General features: G+C 68.4%; 14 protein-coding genes. 4 read left to right on the forward strand and 10 right to left on the reverse strand.

What is annotated here, in order from left to right; genetic code table 11:
* Positions 1-180: 180 nt before the first annotated feature.
* Positions 181-1689, forward strand: coding sequence for an NCS1 family nucleobase:cation symporter-1 (locus tag ACWGSK_RS18695; protein WP_452456348.1), 1509 nt, complete (start codon positions 181-183; stop codon positions 1687-1689).
* Positions 1690-1768: 79 nt separating this feature from the next.
* Here the strand turns inward: ACWGSK_RS18695 and ACWGSK_RS18700 are convergent, their stop codons facing one another.
* A complete protein-coding gene (locus ACWGSK_RS18700; RefSeq protein ID WP_452456349.1) occupies positions 1769-2845 on the reverse strand; it encodes a CDP-alcohol phosphatidyltransferase family protein in 1077 nt (358 codons plus the stop codon).
* A 558-nt stretch (positions 2846-3403) separates the two neighbouring features.
* Between ACWGSK_RS18700 and ACWGSK_RS18705 the strand changes: the two genes are divergently transcribed.
* Positions 3404-5479 carry an acyltransferase family protein gene (locus ACWGSK_RS18705; protein WP_452456350.1) on the forward strand — a complete coding sequence of 692 codons (2076 nt, stop codon included), beginning with the start codon at positions 3404-3406 and terminating at the stop codon, positions 5477-5479.
* Positions 5480-6417: 938 nt separating this feature from the next.
* Here the strand turns inward: ACWGSK_RS18705 and ACWGSK_RS18710 are convergent.
* From ACWGSK_RS18710 to ACWGSK_RS18725, 4 genes are all read right to left on the reverse strand, one after another.
* Positions 6418-7779 (reverse strand): HNH endonuclease signature motif containing protein, encoded by a 1362-nt coding sequence (locus tag ACWGSK_RS18710; protein ID WP_358506738.1) that lies wholly within the window; start codon positions 7777-7779, stop codon positions 6418-6420.
* 887 nt (positions 7780-8666) lie between these two features.
* Positions 8667-9752 carry a DUF6716 putative glycosyltransferase gene (locus tag ACWGSK_RS18715; protein ID WP_358506741.1) on the reverse strand — a complete coding sequence of 362 codons (1086 nt, stop codon included), beginning with the start codon at positions 9750-9752 and terminating at the stop codon, positions 8667-8669.
* A gap of 147 nt (positions 9753-9899) precedes the next feature.
* Positions 9900-10664, reverse strand: coding sequence for a crotonase/enoyl-CoA hydratase family protein (locus tag ACWGSK_RS18720; protein WP_358506744.1), 765 nt, complete (start codon positions 10662-10664; stop codon positions 9900-9902).
* 9 nt (positions 10665-10673) lie between these two features.
* A complete protein-coding gene (locus ACWGSK_RS18725) occupies positions 10674-11447 on the reverse strand; it encodes an SDR family NAD(P)-dependent oxidoreductase (RefSeq protein ID WP_358506747.1) in 774 nt (257 codons plus the stop codon).
* A gap of 199 nt (positions 11448-11646) precedes the next feature.
* On the opposite strand from ACWGSK_RS18725, the gene ACWGSK_RS18730 reads away from it, so the two are divergent.
* Positions 11647-12231 (forward strand): Uma2 family endonuclease, encoded by a 585-nt coding sequence (locus ACWGSK_RS18730; protein WP_358506750.1) that lies wholly within the window; start codon positions 11647-11649, stop codon positions 12229-12231.
* Between the two features lies 1 nt (position 12232).
* On the opposite strand, the gene ACWGSK_RS18735 is transcribed toward ACWGSK_RS18730, so the two are convergent.
* The 4 genes from ACWGSK_RS18735 to rplM all read right to left on the reverse strand — a co-directional run bounded on the left by ACWGSK_RS18735 (position 12233) and on the right by rplM (position 15911).
* A complete protein-coding gene (locus ACWGSK_RS18735; RefSeq protein WP_358506753.1) occupies positions 12233-13267 on the reverse strand; it encodes an ROK family glucokinase in 1035 nt (344 codons plus the stop codon).
* 146 nt (positions 13268-13413) lie between these two features.
* Positions 13414-14751, reverse strand: a complete 1338-nt coding sequence (glmM, locus tag ACWGSK_RS18740) for a phosphoglucosamine mutase (protein WP_358506756.1) — start codon at positions 14749-14751, stop codon at positions 13414-13416.
* Positions 14752-14914: 163 nt separating this feature from the next.
* Complete coding sequence (gene rpsI / locus ACWGSK_RS18745) at positions 14915-15424, reverse strand: 30S ribosomal protein S9 (RefSeq protein WP_067597871.1); 510 nt, start codon at positions 15422-15424, stop codon at positions 14915-14917.
* Positions 15425-15461: 37 nt separating this feature from the next.
* Positions 15462-15911 (reverse strand): 50S ribosomal protein L13, encoded by a 450-nt coding sequence (gene rplM, locus ACWGSK_RS18750; protein ID WP_067597868.1) that lies wholly within the window; start codon positions 15909-15911, stop codon positions 15462-15464.
* Between the two features lie 1132 nt (positions 15912-17043).
* On the opposite strand from rplM, the gene ACWGSK_RS18755 reads away from it, so the two are divergent.
* Entirely contained in the window at positions 17044-18000 is a 957-nt protein-coding gene (locus tag ACWGSK_RS18755; RefSeq protein ID WP_452456351.1) for a hypothetical protein, read from the forward strand.
* A gap of 86 nt (positions 18001-18086) precedes the next feature.
* Here ACWGSK_RS18755 and truA read toward each other — a convergent pair whose 3' ends face one another.
* On the reverse strand, positions 18087-18929 hold the full coding sequence (truA, locus tag ACWGSK_RS18760) for a tRNA pseudouridine(38-40) synthase TruA (RefSeq protein WP_358506758.1): 843 nt from the start codon (positions 18927-18929) through the stop codon (positions 18087-18089).
* Between the last annotated feature and the right edge of the window lie 15 nt (positions 18930-18944).

Consider the following 18944-nt stretch of genomic DNA (forward strand, 5'->3'; position numbering starts at 1 on the left):
CGGCCGGACCCCGAGACCGGGGTCCGGCCCCGACCGCCCGCGCACGGGAACGTCGCCGCGACCCCGGCGACGTGTGAGGATGGTCGACGGCCTGAAACCGCGTCCTATCCGGCCCTCCCCCGGCCCCGCGCGCGATCCCGCCGTCGTGCGTCCCCGTCAGCACCACCGAGAAGGTGTCCCGTGTCCCAAGCCCCACCGCAACCCGAGTCGACCACACAGGTCACGCATCCCGACGGCCGTGTCTCCCTGCCGGAGGGCACCACCCTTCCGGCCGGTCCCCTCGTCAACGACGACCTCCAGCCCGTACCCATGTCCAGGCGGAACTGGGGCACCGGCAGCTTCTCCGCCCTGTGGGTGAGCATGTCGGTGAGCATCCCCGCCTGGACGCTGGCCAGCGGATTGATCGCCGCCGGCCTGGACTGGCGCCAGGCGATGCTCGCGGTGGTCCTGGGCAACCTCATCGTGTTGTTGCCGATGGTCCTGACCGGGCACGCGGGGGCCAAGTACGGCATCCCGTTCCCGGTGTTCGCGCGCTCCTCCTTCGGGGTGCGCGGCGCGAACCTGCCCGCGCTGCTGCGCGGGGCGGTGGCGTGCGGTTGGTTCGGCATCCAGACCTGGATCGGCGGGCAGGGCGTGTACGTCCTGACCGGTCGGCTGTTCGGTGCCCCATGGATGGAGGCCCCGGAGTTCGGCGGGTACCCGTGGACGCTGTGGTTTTCCTTCGGGGTGTTCTGGTCGGCCCAGGTCGCCATCGTCCTGTGGGGCATGGAGGGTGTGCGCAGGGTCCAGCTGTGGGCCGCGCCCCTGATGATCCTCGGCGGCGTCGCATTGCTGGGGTGGATGGCCTCCCAGGCGGGCGGTCTCGGCCCGATGCTGTCCGTGGACCGGCCCCTGGACTGGAGCCCGTCCTTCTGGGCGCTGTTCTTCCCGTCCCTGATGGGTGTGATCGGCTACTGGGCGACGTTGACCCTCAACATCAGTGACTTCACCCGGTTCGCCTCCACCCAACGGGCGCAGGTGATGGGTCAGTCCCTGGGTCTGCCCACCACCATGACGCTGTTCTCGCTGATCGCGGTCATGGTGACCGCGGGCACCGCCGCGGTGTACGACGAGCCGATCTGGAACCCGATCGACGTCGTGGACAAGATGGACTCCGGCCTCGGTCTGCTGTTCGCGATCTTCGTGGTGCTGCTGGCCACGGTGTCCACCAACGTGGCCGCCAACCTGGTGGGGCCCGCCTACGACCTGGCCAACCTCAAGCCGAACCTGATCAGCTTCCGCACCGGCGCGCTCATCACCTGTGTCCTCGGTGTCCTGATCTTCCCGTGGAAGCTCCTGGAGGACGAGAACACCTACATCTTCGTGTGGCTGGGCACCGTCGGGGGCATCCTCGGTGCCGTGGCGGGCATCCTGCTGGCCGACTACTGGTTGCTGCGCCGCACCAGGATCAACCTGCCCGCCCTGTTCGACCGGGACGGCGAGTACTGGTACTCGGGCGGCTGGAACTGGCGCGCGCTGCTCGCCTTCGGCGTCGGCGCGCTGCTGTCCGTTGCGGGCCCACTGGCCTCGTACGGCTGGGTGGTCGGCCTGATCGCCGCGTTCCTCCTGCACTGGGCGCTGGGCGCCCTCCTCCCGGACCGGCGGATGCTCGCCGCCGACCGGGCGGCGGCGGAGAGCGGCACGAGCTGATCCCTCGAAAACGGGTGCGGCGCGTCCCCGAATCGGGGACGCGCCGCTCACACCCAGGAGCCATGCGAATCGGGGCCGGTCAGGCCGCCGGACGGTGCCGTGCGAGGCCGCTGAGGTCCAGCGTCTCCAACGTCTCGTTCATGTTCTGGGTGACCCGGACGAACTCGCGGGTGGACAACCAGAGCTTGTAGATGATCAGCAGCTCGAAGGTGAGCATGAACACCGCGGAACCAATGATGGTGGCGACCATCCCGGTGACCGAGAACATCCCCACAAGCGGGGCGACGATGAACACGCCCATCTGGAACTCGATGCCGCTGAACAGGTGCGGACGGATCCGGTTGGCCCAGAGCATGTCGCGCACCCTGCGGTACCAGGGGAAACGCTTGTCGAAGCCCTTCTGCAGAGCGGTGCTCTGTAGGTGCTTGGCCTTGCGGTTGGGGGTGATGACCCCCTCTTCGTCCGTCTCGTCATCGTCGTCGGACGCCGAGGTGGGGGCCTGGACACGCTCGGCCCCGCCGATGGAGACGCTGCTCTCCTCGTCTCCCATACCGTCGTTGACGTTGTCGTCGGTGCCGGCGAAGCCGCCGGCGGCCTGGCGGACCCGACCACTGTCCTGCTCGCCGGCGTGCTCCTCGACCTCTCGGATGGCCTGGGCGATGTGGCGGCGCATGGCCGAGCGGACCTTCGCCATCTGCGGCGAGTTCAGGTAGCGGAACATGTCGGTGAAGACGATGGCCAGCAGGACCCACAGGAAGACGGGGTTGCCGGTGATCGCGAACTGGCCGCCCATGAGGGCGATACCGCAGAGCAGTACGCGGATGCGGTCGAAGACGTAGTCCAGCCAGCTACCGAACACCGAGCCGTTGCCCTTCAGGCGGGCGATCTTGCCGTCCATACAGTCGAGGACGAAGCTCAGGTGGAACAGCAGGGCACCGGTCAGGAGCCAGTACCAGTCCGCGAGGAAGAAGCACGCCGCGGAGAGCAGGCCCAGGATCAGGGCCGCCACGGTGAGCTGGTTCGGGGTGATGTTGGTGCGGTTCGCCGTGGCCTTGACCAGCCGGGAGGCGAGCGGGTCGACTAGCCAGACCGTCCACCACGAGTCGCGCGGTTTGTAGGTCTGGTCTCGCACGTCTGCGAGGGTGAAGGAGGGCATTTCCCTGAACTCCGATGGATAGCGAACGGTGCGGGTCAGGGGGATGTTCGCCGGGGGTAGGGGCGCGTGGTTTCCGTGCCTCGCACGAAGAATCGCCCATCGGGGGCGGTCCATCACATTCGAGGCCACCGATAGGTGACGCCCGCGTGAACCGTGGGGTTGTCAAAAGTGACAGATAGATCAAAACGTAATGAATAAGACCTGAGCAACACACGACCTCGAAGCACCCCGCAAGCCCTCGCCGGGGATGGTCGTCCTGGGCCGCACCCGGACCGACGGGCCCGAGAATGTGACCCGGGGCACTCGTTTACGCAGATCAGGGCTACGCGTTCACACAGATTCCATCTCGACTCGACAACGGGACGGCCTGTACACCCAAGTCACTCCCGACCGTTACCGATACTGGTTCGGCAGGGCTCTCTCTCGGCGTCGCGAACCTCTCCTCGGACGCATCGAGCCGCCGCGTCCGGCCGGCCCCTGCCCCACTTTCTTCGAGCCCGAGGCTGACCTGTGTCCGTTCCCGCTCACCCGCGTGTCACCGATGTCGTCGAAACACCCGTGACCGCGCCCGCGCGTCCACGTCATCGCGCCGACATCGAGGGCCTGCGCGCCGTCGCCGCCGTACTGATCGCCGTCTACCACATCTGGTTCGGCACGGTCTCCGGTGGCGTCGACGTGTTCCTGCTGCTCACCGGCTTCCTCATCACCGGGTCGCTGGTCCGGGCGATGGAGCGTGACGGCCGTATCGCCTTCGGCGCCTTCTGGGCGAAGCTGGTCAAGCGCCTGTTCCCCGCCGGAGCGGTCGTCCTCGGCGCCGTGCTGGTGATGACCTACCTGTTCTTCCCGCGTTCGCAGTGGATGACGGTGATCGACGACGTCCGCGCCGCCGTCCTGTACTACGGGAACTGGCACCTGGCCACTGGTTCGGTCGACTACATGGCCGACAACTCCGCCGCGAGCGCGGCGCAGCACTTCTGGTCGTTGGCGGTGCAGGGGCAGTTCTACCTGCTGTGGCCGGTGCTGATCACCATCGTCGGGTTCGTCGCCGTGCGGCTGGGTGCGCGCGTGCGCCACGTCGCATTCGCGGTCGTGGGCGTCGTGTTCGCGGTGTCCCTGGCGTACTCGCTGTGGATCACGGCGGCCGAGCCGGTCTGGGCGTACTTCGACACCGGTGCCCGCCTGTGGGAACTGGCGTTGGGCGGGATGCTCGCCCTGGTGGTGCACCGGGTGAACATGCCCGGCACGCTGCGGATGATCGCCGGGTGGCTGGGGTTGGCCGGTCTGGTGCTGTGCGGGTTGGTCATCGGCGACTCGATCCCCTACCCGGGCTACGCCTCCCTGTGGCCGACCATCGCCGCCCTGCTCATCATCGTGGCGGGTGCGGGCGAGGCCGCCAACGGTCGGTTCTCCGCCAACCGGCTGCTGGGGATGCGTCCCCTGACCTGGCTCGGTGGGCACGCCTACACGCTGTTCCTGTGGCACTGGCCGGTACTGATCGTCTACCTGGAGCTGACCGAGCGGGTCCGGCCATCCCTGACCGGTGGCCTCATGGTGCTGGCCTCCTCGTTCGCGGCCGCCCTGTTCACCACCCGGGTGATCGAGGGTGGCGTGAACCGGGTGACCAAGCGCTATCGCGCCCCGAGCTGGTCACTGGCGGCCGGCGTCATCTTCATCATCCCGGTGTTGGCGGCGGGTTCCTTGTGGGCCCACTCCATCGACCAGGACCGACAGTTGCGTCTGGAACTGAGCTCCAACCCGCTCGCCTACCCGGGTGCGGCGGTCCACCTGAACCCGGAACTGGCCGCCGGGCTGCCCGACCTGCCGATCCACCCGGACACGACCACCGTCGCCCAAGAGACCATCGACCAGACCCGCGCCTGCAACGCGGTCGCGGAGGACACCGAGGTCGTCTCGTGCGAGTTCGGCGACCCGGACTCGGACTACACGATCGCCATGGTGGGAAGTTCGCACGTGCGGCACTGGTTCCAGGCGATGCGCACCCTCGCCGACCAGCACGGTTGGCGACTGGTGACGATGACCAAGAACGCTTGCCAGTTCAGTTCCGAGGAACAGGTGTACCGGGGTGAGGTCTATACCGAGTGCGCCACCTGGAACGCCGAAGTGATGACCGACCTCGCCGAACTGGCTCCCGACGCCGTGTTCACCCTGGCCTCGCTCACCGATCGCAAGGAGGGTGAACACGTACCCACCGGTTTCGTGGACCGTTGGCGTCTGCTCGAAGGGATGGGGGTCGACGTGATCGCGATGCGGGACACACCCCGGTTCGACTTCGCGGTGCCCGAGTGCACCGACCGCAACGACCGTGACAAGTGCTCTTCCCCCAAGGCCGAGTCCATGGCCGAGGTGCCGCCTTTCAAGGACCTGCCGAACGTCCCGCACAACACCCGGTTCCTGGACCTGACCGACTACCTGTGCGAGGACGGGGTCTGTCACGGTGTGATCGGCAACCAGTTGGTCTTCTATGACACCGATCACCTGTCCTACGCGTTCTCCCGATCCCTGGCGGTGGTGATGGAGCCCCAGATCCTGGACGCGGTCGGGCAGTCGGTGCCCCAGAGCGAGCCGACCTTGGTCGATGCCGCCATGACCCTCCACGAAGGTGCCCACTCCTGACCCACTTCTGTTCTGCTGGTCAGCCGCAGACCCGTCGGTAGGGGCACACCACTTCTGCCAGAGCCGCCAGAACCGCCAGATCCACGAGGTCTACGAGGTTTACGAGGTCCTCGTCAGGAGCGGAAGGGGGGCGGGGCGGGGCGGAGGCGGGTTCGTGGGGGGTGAGCTGGTGGGGCGCCTCGGGTAGGGGCCCTTGAGGTTGTTGGGCGGGGTGGGGGTGGGTTCTCCCTCCTTCCCCGCCGCGTGATTGTTGCCGCCCGCACCGCACGCGTCAAGGCGATGTCGAGTGCTCTGGCAGCGGGGTTGGTGGCCTTGACCCGTGCGGTGCGGGCGGCGGTTTGGCGGCTATCGGGGAAGGGGGGAGAGTGGTTGAGGTCCCAACGGCCCTGTGGGCCTTCGGCCCACTCCGGCCGCAGCCGGCCGGATCCCTTCCCTTCCGCCTGGTTTTCTCGTGGGGCGCGTCGCCACTACGTGACCGGTGAGGTAACGAAGGGCCCGCTACAGGCCGGACACGGGGCGGGGCGCGTCCCTGCGGTAGCCGGCTCTGGCAACAAGACCACACCGAGGCCCACAGCAGTCCCCGGTGCCGGCGGGCCGTTAGCGGTGATGGTCAGTGGTGGTGGGAGTAGCCCCGGCACTCTGTAGTGGCGGTGGGGATAGCCCCGACACCCTGTAGTGGGGTGGCAGTGGTGCCGGTAGCCGCAGTAGAGGCAGTGTCGGCAGGTGTGCCGCCCACACCCCCAACGGGAGCCACTCCGGGCCCAGGTGATGGCTCCGGGTAGGGGGTTCGCGGTGTTTCTGCCCCTGGGCATGCCGATATCCCCACAGGGCATAGGCCCTTGGGGTCTGACACCCACTTGGGGGTGTTCTCGTCGGGGGTGGTGTCCACCTGGCGGAAACGCGTGGTGGAAACGCGTGGTGGAAACGGATGGTGGTGGTTAGAGGACTGTGGCTGGAGCTGGTTCCCCCTCATCATCCCCGCTTTCCTTACCCGCTTCCTGTCGGTTCTGGGCGTGGTGGTGCTCCCAGATCTGCCGGTTCACCCTGGCCTGCAACCGGTGCTTGAGCCGATTGTGGGTGGAGCAGAGCACCTGCATGTTGGCCGCGCTGGTGGCCCCGCCGTGGGAGAAGGGGACGATGTGGTCGTACTGCGACCAGCTACGCGGCACATCACAGCCCTCGTGCCACTGGCAGGTGAACTCTTTGAACCCGGCCACCTGACGCACCGGATCCGGAGCACACCGCTTCTTTCGCCCCACATCCAACAAGGTGCGACCTTGCTCGTCGGTCAGAAACCGGCGCAACCAACTCTGCGGGACCAGCCGGGCCACCATCTGATCAGGCAACACCACCCCATCCTCAGTGGTGGCGGGCTCAGCGGTGCCGTCACCGAGGAAGCGTTTGAGGGGGACGGTGATGTTGATGGTCGCCAGAGGTTGGCGGCTCAGGCTGGAGCAACCCCGGTGGGTCAGGGCGGTCTCGAAGATGCGCATCATCGCGTCATAGGTGCGCTGGTGCTTCGGGACGGCGGCGTTATCGGGCCCGTACGGTTCGGTGTAGGCGTTCAGGGCGGCCTGGATGAGCTCGTTGTCGGCCCCCGGCCCCCACATCCGCAACAAAAACCCGGACTCGAACGTGGGCGAGAATTGCGCGCCCCGCTCCTCGAAAGACACCTCATAGTCCCGGTCGGCCTTATCCGGGTCCAGACGGGCGACGAACCATTTCGCCGCGTCCCGCAACTGGCGCACCGAGGCCTGCGGGCACTCGGCTTTGAAACCGATCAGCCCGAATTCCAACCGGGCCCGAAACCCCTCCGCGTCCGGGTGGGCGGCCCGGAAATCCTCATCACCCTTTTCCCACACCTGCGCCCAATCGGCCACAGCCTTTTCGGTGGAGGTCGCGATGGCGCACGCTTCACCCAGCGACAGGACCTCGCCCTGGAAGGCTTCTTCCACTAGGGGCAGCTGTTGTTTGTACAACGCCCGGGCGAGGGTGGCGAGATCGCGGGCCTCGGCCGGAGAGGTGCCCCACTGGTGGGTGATCCACGCCTGGATGCTGCGCTGGCCGCCCTCTTCCAACAGGGCACCGGTGGCCTCCATCCGGGCCAGGACGGGCAACATCCCATAGCGGATGCGATCTGTTTCCTGGTTGAGCCGGCCGAACTGGGCGAGCACATCGACTTCGCACCCGAACGGGATATCCCGGCCGGAGAATTCCACCGCGATCTCCCGCGCACCCGCCATCGCCTTATCGACCGGGGTGTTCCCGGTCGGGCGCGGCGTACTGGGAGGAAAGCTCATACTCTGATTATATGCCAACACCCTCAAGAATGGCAGGCCCACCCACCGGTTTATTAACCTAATTCCGAGGCCGGCATGCCTATCATGAAATGGCTCTTATTGTGGGTTATCCACAACCCCTTTTCCTCTATGGTCGGCGCTACCTCTTACAGAAGTGTCTCCTCAGGGTTTCGGTGGAGGGGCTCTGAAGAGAAACGATCTTGTCCGTAGCGCCAATTTGGGCGCCGAACATGGCGCTAGGAGCAAGATCATCGGGGTGAAGACCGGGGCCGGCCACCGCGGGGACGCGTCCCGCCCCGAGCTTGTCCTGTAGCGGGTCCTTCGTGACCGGGCCCGTCACGTAATGGCGACGCGCCCCACGAGAAAGCCAGGCGGAAGGGAAGGCATCCGGCCGGCCACGGCCGGAGTGGGCCGCAGGCCCACAGGGCCCTTGGAACCCCGACCACTCTCCCCCTTCCCCGATAGCCGCCAAACCGCCGCCCGCACCGCACGGGTCAAGGCCACCCACCACAGCGGTACAGCACTCAACATCGCCTTGACGCGTGCGGTGCGGGCGGCAACAATCACGCGGCGGGGAAGGAGGGAGAACCCACCCCCACCCCGCCAGACCACCAGCAGGTCCTCTAGCCGAGGCGCCCCACCAACCACCCGAGCAACGCCCCGTAAACCGGAGAGCTCCCGCCCCCAGGCGCCCCACCGCCCACCACCAACCCCCGGGCAGCACGAAACCGGCGGAACCAGCGGCTCCCCCAAGATCAATGGGATCACGTAGGCGGAACAGTCCACCACCCCGAACTCCCCGCCTGTGGATAACTCGCCCCCACCGCTCGGCATAGAAGCGTCACCGGGGGACCGGGCAGATCCGGTGGCCTTTCGGGGTCACAGCACTACAGGAAACCGCGGGTGGCGCGGGCGCACAGCTCGTAGAGGTGCGCCACCCAATCGTCATCCGAGGTCGGGTGGAAATGATTGTGCTCGCCCCATGAACGGTTCGGCTTGTGGAACCGGCACGCCCGCAGATCCTTCAGATCACCGAACAGGCCACTGCCCTCGAAGACCGTGTTCCCCTGGTCCCAGCCCACACCGAAGTCCGTGAGCACGAGGGAGGGCACCCGGGCCGCGATGGCCTCCAGCACCGGAAGGGAACCGAGGGCCGCCAACCCGCGGGCCCGTTCGAACTGCTCGTGCAACGGTCCCGACTCCACGACCAGGGCGCCCCCTGGGGCACGCCCGGCCGCCACCATGGACTCCCAGGTCTGTGTCAGTTCGGGGTGGCCCTCCTCGCCCACGTGCAGGACCACTTCGAGATCCGGACGGTCGGCGGCCAGTTCGGTCAACGCCGAGAGCAACGCCTCACACCCCAGGGTCCCCTCCGGCTGCCCCGGTCTCGCGGCGAACACGATCCGGTTCCGTGAACCCTGACTCTCCCGCACACCGAGTTCGGGGAACAGGCTCGCCAATCCGACCCGTCCCTTGAGACCGAGCTGCTCCCCCAGTTTCGTGTACTCCTCGACCTCACGATGGCTGTGCGCGACCACCAGGTCCACCTTCGACCGGTGCATCCACTCGCCCTCGGAGGCGGGAAGCGCGGGCACGGGCAGGGACGACGCCACCACCGGCCGATAGCGGCGCAGGAAGGAGCGGCTCGACCAGGACAACGCCTCGATGTGCGTACCCGAGCAGTTGAGCAGGACCGCGTCGGGGCGTCGGCGCCGGATGAGGCGGCGCACCTGACCCACGGTCAACAGCGGAATCCGTCGCCCCGCGTGACGGGTGCCTTCCAGGGCGGCCCTGATCTGAGCAGGTGAGGGTGTATCGGCCGAACGCAGCACGGCCAGACCAATGGCGCCCTCGGAGTCGGGAAGGTCGCCGAGCATCAAGGCCGAGAGACGTGCGCGCGGAGCGGAGTCGGCGATCGCCAGGACAGCGGGCGTACCGCCGGCGGCCCGACTCCAGGTGGGAACAAGGGACACGGGGTCGCTTCCTGGGAAGAGCTCGCTGGACCACCCCAGATTACACACGCATCGCCGGCCTCCGGACACCCCGTCGAAGGCCGAAAGTCCCGGAAACGACGAAGGCGGCCGCCTTCGAGGAAGGACGGCCGCCGGGGCTCGGAGAGGCTACTCGCCCTTCCACACGGGAGCGCGCTTCTCGGCGAAGGCCGCCGCACCCTCCATCGCGTCGTGACTGACGAACACCGGGCCCGCCAGTTCGTTCTGCTTGTCCCACATCTGGTCGGTGGACCAGTCGTCGGAGGCCTGGAAGATCTCCTTGGAGACCTTCAGGGCCAGCGGGCCGTTGGGCGTGATGCGGGCGGCGAGCGCCTTGGCGCCTTCGAGGGCACCGCCACTCTCGGTGACCTGGTTGACCAGTCCCAGCTGCGCCAGGCGCTCGGAGCCGACGAAGTCACCGGTCAGGGCGAACTCCATCGCGATGTTGCGCGGGATGCGGTGCTGCAGGCGCAGCAGACCACCGGCACCGGCGACCAGACCGCGCTTGACCTCGGGGATGCCGAACTTGGCGTCCTCGGCGGCCACCACCAGGTCACAAGCGAGCACCGCCTCGAAACCACCGGCGAGGGCGTAACCCTCGACCGCGGCGATCAGCGGCTTCTTCGGGCCGCGCTCGGCGAACCCGCCGAACCCGCGCCCCTCCACCACCGGGACCTCGCCCTTCATGAAGGCCTTGAGGTCCATGCCGGCGCAGAACGTGCCCCCGGCGCCGGTGATGATGGCGACCGAGATGTCCTTGCGGGCGTCGATGTCGTCGAGCGCCTCGGCGATCCGGGCGGCGACCGCGGCGTTGACGGCGTTCTTGGCCTTGGGCCGGTTGATGGTGATGACGGCGATGCCGTCCTCGGCGGTGTAGAGAACCTCGTCGGACACGTCGTCCTCCTACTTCGGGGGCATGCGGAGGGCGCCGTCGATCCGGACGACCTCACCGTTGACGTAGCTGACCTCCAGCAGGGTCCGGGCCAGCTTGCCGAACTCCGCGGCGGTGCCCAGACGCTTGGGGAAGGGGACCGGGGCGGCCAGCTTCTGCTTGAACTCCTCCGAACCGGGACCGTCACCGTAGATGGGCGTCTCCAGGATGCCGGGGGCGATGGTGTTCACGGTGACGCCGACGGCCGCGAGGTCGCGCGCGGCCGGGAGGGTCATGCCGATCACGCCGCCCTTGGACGAGGAGTAGGCGATCTGACCGATCTGGCCTTCGATACCGGCGAGGGAGGCGGTGTTGAGGATCGAGCCGCGCTCGCCGTCCTCGTTGATCGGCTCGGTCTTGGCGATCTCGGCCGCGGACAGGCGCAGCACGTTGAACGTACCGATCAGGTTGACCTGGATGACCTTCTGGTAGCTGTCCAGGTCGTGGGGGTTGCCGTTCCGGTCCACCGTGCGGGTGGCCCAGCCGATGCCGGCGCAGGACACCGCGACGCGGAAGGGCTTGCCGGTGTCGGCGGCGGCCTGGACGGCGGCCTTGACCTGGTCCTCCTGGGAGACGTCGGTGGAGACGAAGACGCCACCGATCTCCTTGGCGATCGCCTCGCCGCGCTCGGCGTTCAGGTCGGCGATGACGACGGTGGCACCGGCGGAGGCGAGTTCCTTGGCGGTGGCCTCACCCAGGCCACTCGCGCCGCCCGAAACGAGGGCGGAGATTCCGTTGAGATCCATGTGCCGAACTCTACCGAGGATGTGACCCACGCACTAGAACCGGGTTCGGTTAATCGTGAGTAATACCGGGACCGGCCGCGTCCCCCCGCAGACGGACATGAACGAAGAACCCACGAGTGTCGTCACGGAGCGCTACCTTCCCCTCATGCGAAGAACGGCGACACTAGAGTGGCCTCAGGAATCGACCCTGGAGGATTCGATGGCCGAGCCGCTCCCCGATTGGTTCCTCACCCCGCCCGGGGGTTGGACCGCCGACCACATGGACAACCTTCCGCCGGGGGTACCTCGGATGGAACTCATCGACGGAGCGCTCGTCTTGCTTTCCCCTCAGACCAAGTTCCACTCCCGAACCATGATGAACCTGGCGTACGAACTCCGGTCCATGGCTCCGGAAGACATCGACGTCCTAGCCGAGATGACCATGAAACTGGGTTCCCACCAGCGCCCTGAACCAGACCTCGTCGTCTACCGTGACAAGGATGAGGGTGATTGGCAGAAGGACACCCACATTCCCCCGGAAGACGTCCTCCTCGTGGTCGAGATCGTCTCCGCGGAGTCCCGGGAACGGGATCGCACCACCAAGCCGATGAAGTACGCGGCGGCGGGCATCCCGCACTTCTGGCGGGTCGAACCCGAGGACACCGGTCCCGCGATCCACGTGTACGAACTCGACGGGACCAGAGAGCCCCGGTACGTGCCGATCACCATCGCCAGGGAACGGCTCAAGCTCGACGTACCCTTCACCATCGACATCGACGTGAAGGCGCTGACCGGTCGCCGTTAGATCACCGCCGCTTGGGCGGGCCCCCCAGGCGACGTTGGCGCAGGCCCCGGCGGGCGCGGGGTAGAGCCTCCCTGGCCAGGTCGGCCGCTCCGATCACACCCGCCTCGTTGCCCAGGGCCGCCGCGACCACCCGGGCCTCGGGTCGATACCCGCGTCCGGTCAGCCCCTTGGCGAAGGCCCGCCGCGCCGGGTCGAGCAACAATCCACCGGTCTCCGACACTCCCCCGCCGATCACGAACAGCTCCGGGTCGAAGGCCGCCGCCAGATTGGCCAGCCCCACCCCGAGCCAGGTTCCGGTCTCCTCCATGAGCTCCCGGCAGGCTCGATCACCCTTACGCGCCAGTTCGCTGACCAACGACCCGGTGATCAGGCCCGGATCACCGCCCACCTCCTGGCGCAACGCCTCGGCCACCGGCGACTCGGCCACCACCAGTTCGCGCGCCTCCCGGGTGAGGGCGTTGCCGCTGGCGTACTGCTCCCAACAGCCCCGGTTTCCACACTCACAACGGTGCCCACCGGGCACCACCGTCATGTGTCCGAACTCACCGGCCAGACCGTAGCGTCCCCGGCGCAACCGACCCTCCGAGACGATCGCCCCGCCGATCCCGGTGCCCAGGTTCACGACCACCACTTCGTCGACGCCTAGGGCGGCGCCCGCGCGCACCTCGGCCCAGGCCGAGGCGTTGGCGTCGTTCTCCACCACCACGGGCAGGCCCAGGCGCACCGACAGGGTGTCCCTGAGCGGTTCCTCCCGCCATGACAGATGCGGGGCGAACAGGACCTTGGATCTTCGTTCGTCGACGAACCCCGCGGCGCCCACGCCCACGGCCCGCACGGTGTACTCCCGGCGCAGCTCCGAAACGACCGAGACGATCGTGTCCTCCACCACGGCGGGGTTCTTGCTGCGTTCGGGGGTCTGGGTGCGCAACCGCGCCAGTACCCGCCCGCCCGGTGTCACCACGGCCGCGGCGACCTTCGTGCCACCGATGTCCACACCGATCGTCAGCGAGTGCCCATAGCGCGCGTTCGTCGTCATGACCGTTTCACTCCACTGACCCTAGGCGGCCGCTCCTCGGACGGAGCCGCATCAACACGAACGAAAACGCGCACCCGGACCGCTCTGTGCCCGGATGCGCGCGAAAACCCGAAAAATCCCCGGAAGGGACGACTTGCAGTGTTCCTCTAGCCGAGGGCGGAACGCACCACTCCGGCGAGCCGCTCGGCGACCGCGGTGGCCTGTTCCTGTGCGGGTGCCTCCACCATCACGCGGACCTTCGGCTCGGTGCCGCTGGGACGGATCAGCACGCGGCCGGTCTCCCCCAGTTCGGTCTCGGCCTCGCGCACGGCGGCGGCCAGCTCCTCGGAGTCGGCCGCACGGTCCTTGTCCACGTCGGGCACGTTGATGAGCACCTGCGGGAGCCGGGTCATGACCTTGGACAGCTCGGCCAGGCCCTGCTTGTGGTGGGCCATGGCGGCCAGCAGGTGCAGACCGGTGAGGAGCCCGTCGCCGGTGGTGGCGTGATCCAGCAGGATCACGTGACCGGACTGTTCACCGCCCAGGCCGAACCCGCCGCGCTTCATCTCCTCCAGCACGTAGCGGTCACCCACCGCGGTCTCCACCACGTTGATGCCCTCGCGCCGCATGGCGAGTTTGAGTCCCAGGTTGGACATGACCGTCACCACGAGGGTGTCCTCGGTCAGTCGTCCGGCCTCCTTGGCCTCGGTGGCCAGGATCGCCAGGATCTGGTCTCCGTCGACCACGTCGCCGTCGGCGTCCACGGCCAGGCAACGGTCGGCGTCACCGTCATGGGCGATGCCGGCGTCGGCACCGTGCAGACGGACCGCCTCCTGGAGCGTGGCCAGGCTGGTGGAACCGCAGCCCTGGTTGATGTTGTGGCCGTCGGGGGCGTCACCGATGGCGATGACCTCGGCGCCCGCCCGACGCAACGCCTCGGGGGCGACCGCGCTGGAAGCGCCGTTGGCGCAGTCCACGACGACCTTCAGGCCCTCCAGTCCGTGTGGCAGGGAGTTCAGGACGTGCCGGGTGTACATCTCGGCGCCGTCGTGGGACTCGGTGACCCGGCCGACCTCCTCGCCCACGGCGGGGGTGGAGGGCACACCCATCATGCCCTCGATCTCCTCCTCCAGGGCGTCCGCGAGCTTCTGGCCGCCCTGGGCGAAGAACTTGATCCCGTTGTCCGGGGCCGCGTTGTGGCTCGCCGAGAGCATCACCCCGAAGTCGGCCTCCAAAGCACCGGTGAGGTAGGCGACCGCGGGGGTGGGCAGCACGCCCACCTTGACGACGTCCACGCCGGTGCTGGCCAGCCCGGCCACCACCGCGGCCTCCAGGAATTCACCGGAGGCCCGCGGGTCACGGCCCACTACGGCCAGCGGGCGCCGGTCGCCCTCGGCCCGGGTGAGGACGCGCGCCGCCGCGATGGACAGGTCCAGGGTGAGCGAGGCGGTCAGGTCACGCCCCGCGAGACCACGTACACCGTCAGTTCCGAACAGCCGTGCCACAGGCGTCAGCCCCTTTCGAAAGCGGCACCGGGCTTCCGGCACCTGTGAAGTTCAGCGTGGCGGAGAGCGCCACCGACGAAAAACAAAAGCCCGTACGCCGCCCCCTGTTGCGGAGACGACGTACGGGCGAAAGCTCAGCCGAGCGTGTGCCGGCGCATGAGCATTAGCGCTTGGAGAACTGCGGAGCCTTGCGCGCCTTCTTCAGACCGGCCTTCTTCCGCTCGACCTCGCGGTCGTCACGGGTGAGGAAACCGGCCTTCTTCAGGGTCGGGCGGTTGTTCTCCGGGTCCAGCGAGGCCAGGGCGCGGGCGATGCCGTGACGCAGGGCGCCGGCCTGTCCGCTGGGGCCGCCACCGTCCAGACGGGCGAAGACGTCGTAGGCGCCGTCGAACCCGAGGGAGGTGAAGGGGTCCTTGATGGTCTGCTGGTGGACCTTGTCCGGGAAGTAGGCCTCAAGCGGCTTACCGTTGATCTTCCACTCGCCGGCGCCCGGGGTGATCCGGACTCGGGCCACGGCCTTCTTGCGACGGCCGGTGCCGGCGCTCGGGCCGGACGCGGTGGGAACGTAAGCGGCGGTCTGCTCATCGGACTCGCTGGTGTACTCGGAGGGGAACTCCTCCGGGTTCTCGGCGAAATCCTGGGCGACGTCTTCGATGCCGGTGGGCTCGGCCACGGTTAACCTCGTGTTTCCTGTGAAAGTCTGCGAACGCCTACGCGGGCTGCTCGATCTTGGTCATTTCGAACGGGACCGGCTGCTGGGCCTGGTGCGGGTGCTCAGGACCGGCGTACACCTTGAGCTTCTTGGCCATCTGACGACCAAGGGTGCCGTTGGGCAGCATTCCCTTGATGGCCTTCTCGATGGCCCGCTCGGGGTTCTTCTCCAGCAGGTCGGCGTAGGCGACCGAACGCAGACCACCGGGGTAACCGGAGTGGCGGTAGGCGCGCTTCTGCTCGAGCTTGTTACCGGTGAGCGCGACCTTGTCGGCGTTCACGACGATGACGAAGTCGCCGGTGTCGATGTGGGGCGCGTAGTAGGGCTTGTGCTTTCCCCGAAGCAGCGTGGCGATCTGGCTCGCCATACGCCCGAGCACGAGATCGGTAGCGTCGACAACGTGCCACTGACGCTGGACATCGCTTGGTTTGGGGCTGTATGTACGCACGATCGTTCGCCTTCGCTCTTCATTCGGCTGCCACATCCCGAACGGGATGGTGGACTCGTATTACGGAACACCCCAACGGGTGCGGGGCCGGAAACAGCCCTCATGTTGCGGGGCTGTTACGTTGGCCGGATGTCCCATGTCCAATCAGGACGACCCGGTCGTGAGTGCGCAGACGATGGTGCGTGGATCGGCACCCAACTTCGGGAGTTTTGGGGCCCACGGCAACTCAACGCACAACGACGAAATATCCTACCCGCCCACCCTAACGCAGGTCAAAGCAAGCGCCGGGTCGACCGGTGGGATCATCGTCTTGGCGGGAAAGCGCCGGGACGGGTTCACATCCGTGACCTCTCCGCCTTTTATTATGCCCGTTGTCGGGAGTGCTTCGTCCTGCCCCCGGCCGCGGGTTGGTTACCCTGGCTCCGAAAGGCCGGTCTCAGCCCGATATGACGGGCGACGACGTGTTCCTTGGAGACGCCCGTCACGGTCGCCGACCCCATACGGACGCCACAAGCGCGGGAAAACGGCGAACCGCGGACCAGTCCCACCCTCAGAGCATTCGGAGACTCCCATCAGTACGCATCCGAACCCGCCTCATCACGGTTCCGACGGACGCCCCCTCCCACCGGACGGCGAAGGCCAGGACCTGCTCGGAGGACCCCGATCCCCTTCTGAGGGACAGCCTTCCACATCGGGCCCCGGGCAACAGCACGGCACGCCGCCGGCGCAGGGGTTCCCGCCCCCGCCGCCGCAGCCCGGCGTCCCGACCGGGCCGCAGCATCCCCAGGGCCCGCAGGGCGGCCCCCAAAGACCGCCCGGGCCTCCGCCCGGCCCCGGCCCGCAGATGCCTCCGGGTCCTCCCCAGGGCCCGCCACCGAACATGCCCACCGGCGGCCAGCCCGGAATGGGACATATCACTCAGAGCGGACCTCCGCCCGGGCCGCGCGGCCCGGGCGGCCCGGGGCAACCCATGCCTCCAGGCGGCCCGGTCCCACCGCACGGCATGCCGCCCGGCCCACCGCCCAAAGGACCGCAGAGCGGCCCCCAGATGCCTCCCAGGCCTCCCCAGGGGCCCGGACCCCAGGGCGGCCCCCCAATGCCCCCTGGGCACCCTCAGGGCCCGCCACCGAACATGCCCACCGGCGGCCGTCCCGGAACGGGCCCGGGCCGACCGCCCATGTACCAGCAGGGCCCGCCGCCTCCCGGCGCGCTCCCTCCGGCTCCCCCCAAGGAGGAGCCGGTCTTCCCACCCGACGCCATGGGCGCCACCCAGAACATGAACGCGGTTCCCGGCCCGAGCGCCGGTGCCGCGGCCCGCCCGCTCTACCGCGACGAGGTGCCCGAGGACGCCGGCGCGGACACGGCCCAGTTCGACGTCCAGAACGCCTCCTACGACGACTACGACGATTACTACGACGACGGCTACGACGACCGCCGTCCCACCGGTTCCAACAAGCGCAACGTGCTGATGGGCGTCGGCTTCGCCGTCCTGCTGCTCGTGGTCGGCGGCGGCGTGTTCCTGTTCGCCAGCGGCGGCCTCGGCGGTGGTGGCGGCGACGCCGCCACCGTCGCCGACGAAGGCGGCGACCCGGGCAGCCTGGCCGCCGAGGCCCTCTTCCCCGAAGAGGTGGAGGTCGAGGGCCAGGGGACGTTCACCCGTGTGGCGGTCGACGACACCGAGGACTGCGCCAGTGGCACCCACGGCGAATACGGCGAGGTGCTCGGCTCCCAGGAGTGCCGCCAGCTGGTGCGCGCCTCCTACCTGAGCGAGGACCAGAACCACGCGGTCACCGTCGGTGTCGCCGCCATGCCCGGCGACACCGAGGCCGAGGAGGCCCTGTCCGCGCAGGACCTGGTCGGCGCCCAGTGGTTCGCCGGTCTGCCCGGCGAGGAGGGCAGCCCGGCCGAACGCCTGGGCTACTCCGGAGGCCACGGCAGCAGCGGCCAGTGGGGCCGTTACCTGCTCTTCTCCCTGTCGGCCAACAGCGACGGCAGCGGCGACGAGGAGACCGACGCCACCGAACTGCGCGACATCGGCGACGGCTTCATCGACGTCGCCTACGACAAGCTCGTCGAGGACCGTTCCTGATCTGAGGTGCTCGAACACGAGACGGCGCCACCCCGTTCGTCCACGGATCGTGGATCGAGGGTGGCGCCGTCTCACGTACTAGGGGTCTACCCCGTGTGCCCCTTGCAGGGCAGCTCACGGACGCGTCGGGTGAGGGTGGCGCGCTCGGCCAACTCCTCGTCGGCCGGGTAGCGCACCTCCTCCAGGCTCAGCCCCTGGGGACCGACCACGTGCACCGACGAATCGCGCACGGCGGCGCCCAGGATCCGTCCCGGCCACGCCACCCCCTGACGGCCGTCCCCGACCGCCAGGAGCGCGCCCACGAGCGCGCGGACCATGTTGTGGCAGAACGCGTCGGCCTGGATCGTGCCGGCCAGAACGTACTCCTCCTCGCGCACCCACGACAGCCTCAACAGCTCGCGGATCGTGGTGGCGCCCTCCCGCTTCTTGCAGAAGGCCGCGAAGTCGTGCTCCCCGACGAGCAGGGCCGCCGCCTCGTTCATCCGGTCCACGTCCAACGGGTGCCGGTGCCAGAGCACGTCCCGGCGGCGCAACGGCTCCACACCGTAGGGCGCGTCGCTCACCCGGTACACGTAGCGGCGGAACAGCGGCGAGAACCTGGCGTCGAACCCGGGCGGGGCCACACGCACGGCGTTGACCCGAACGTCCTTGGGCAGGACCCCGGCCAACCGGCGCAGCACACGCTCACCCTCGTTCTCCCAGGTCCCGCTCGGCACGTCGATCTGCGCTACCTGACCGCGGGCGTGCACCCCCGCGTCGGTGCGTCCCGCGCAGGTCACCGACGCCTCCGGGAGCCGCAGCACCTTGGCCAGCGCCGACTCCAGCTCACCCTGCACGGTCCGACGGGTCGGTTGGGTCGCCCAACCGGAGAAGTCCGTTCCGTCGTAGGCGATGTCCAGCCGCAGCCGGACGGTCTCGTTCTCGTCCATCCCCATCCGTTCCAC

Source organism: Nocardiopsis sp. NPDC055551, from assembly GCF_053619415.1.